This window comes from Vogesella oryzae (assembly GCF_902829295.1).
Taxonomy (GTDB): domain Bacteria; phylum Pseudomonadota; class Gammaproteobacteria; order Burkholderiales; family Chromobacteriaceae; genus Vogesella; species Vogesella oryzae.
In genome coordinates, this window is the sequence record NZ_CADEPL010000048.1 from 1 (window position 1) to 1,214 (window position 1,214).

The window sequence follows — 1,214 nt, forward strand, 5'->3', positions numbered from 1 at the left end:
ATCCATTGCCGCAGCAGCCGTGCCAGCTGGCGAGAGAGTCCCTCTTTGCTGTCGCGCTGCAAGGCGGCGTGCAGCGCATCGCTGATCCACAGCGACGGTTGGCGGCTGTCTGGCAAAGTGGTTCCCTTCTATGTGGATGATCTGGCCCTGTTGCAGGGCCGCCTGTGTTTTTACCATTAATGCCATGGTGATGTCTCGATGGAGGAGCGCAGGATGAATCAACTGGAGTTTTACCGCGCCAAACTGGCGTACGAGATCGACAGCTGGGACGTGGTCGATCAGCAGCAACAGGGCAAGGCGTTGCAGCTGGTGGACGGTCGTTCGCCGGCGGCTTATGCCGCCGAAACCCTGCCCGGCGCCATCAACCTGCCGCATCGTGGCATTACCGCAGAAAGCACCGCGCAGCTGCCGCGCGACGTGTTGCTGGTCACTTTCTGCGACGGCATCGGCTGCAATGCCTCCACCAAGACCGCGCTGAAGCTGGCCGAGCTGGGCTTCACGGTCAAGGAGTTGCAAGGCGGGGTGGACTGGTGGAAGCGCGACGGCTATCCGACGGTGCAAGGTGGTGCCAGCTGCGCCATCGACAGCAATGCCGACTGCGGCTGCGGAGGTTGAACATGGACATGCACTACGATGCCTACGGCCAAGCTTTGGGGTTGCCGGTCGACAACTGGCAGGGTGCCACTCCGCCGCAGCGCGTCACCCTGCAGGGGCGCTGTTGCCGTGTGGAGCCGTTCAGCCGCCAGCAGCATGCTGCCGGGCTGCGTGCGGCGCTGGAGCTGGACGCGGACGGCCGCGACTGGGCCTACCTGATGCCGTGCCCGCACAGCGATGCCGACTGGGACAACTGGTTCGGCATGATGGAAGACAGCCGCGACCCGCTGTTCTTCGCCATCGTCGACCAGGCCAGCGGCCAGGCCATCGGCAGCGGCAGCTACCTGCGCATCGATCCGGCGATGGGGGTAATCGAGGTGGGCTGGCTGCGCTTTTCGCCGCTGCTGCAGCGAACCGTGGCCGCCACCGAGGCGATGTACCTGTTGATGCGCCAGGCCTTCGACTGGGGCTATCGCCGCTACGAATGGAAGTGCAATGCGCTGAATGCGCCGTCGATGCGCGCCGCGCCGCGGCTGGGCTTCACTTTCGAGGGCATCTTCCGTCAGGCACGGGTGAACTGGGGGCTGAACCGCGACACCGCCTGGTTCAGCTTGCTGGAT

Annotated in this window: 2 protein-coding genes; both read left to right on the top strand. The window is 64.7% G+C overall.

The annotated features are described in order from the left end of the window. Positions 1–213: 213 nt before the first annotated feature. Positions 214–615: a rhodanese-like domain-containing protein gene (locus HU218_RS13495; protein WP_174875458.1), complete on the top strand. Its 402-nt coding sequence runs from the start codon at positions 214–216 to the stop codon at positions 613–615. A 2-nt stretch (positions 616–617) separates the two neighbouring features. Continuing rightward, a partial coding sequence (locus tag HU218_RS13500) for a GNAT family N-acetyltransferase (RefSeq protein ID WP_246211145.1) occupies positions 618–1,214 on the top strand: 597 nt, incomplete at its 3' end.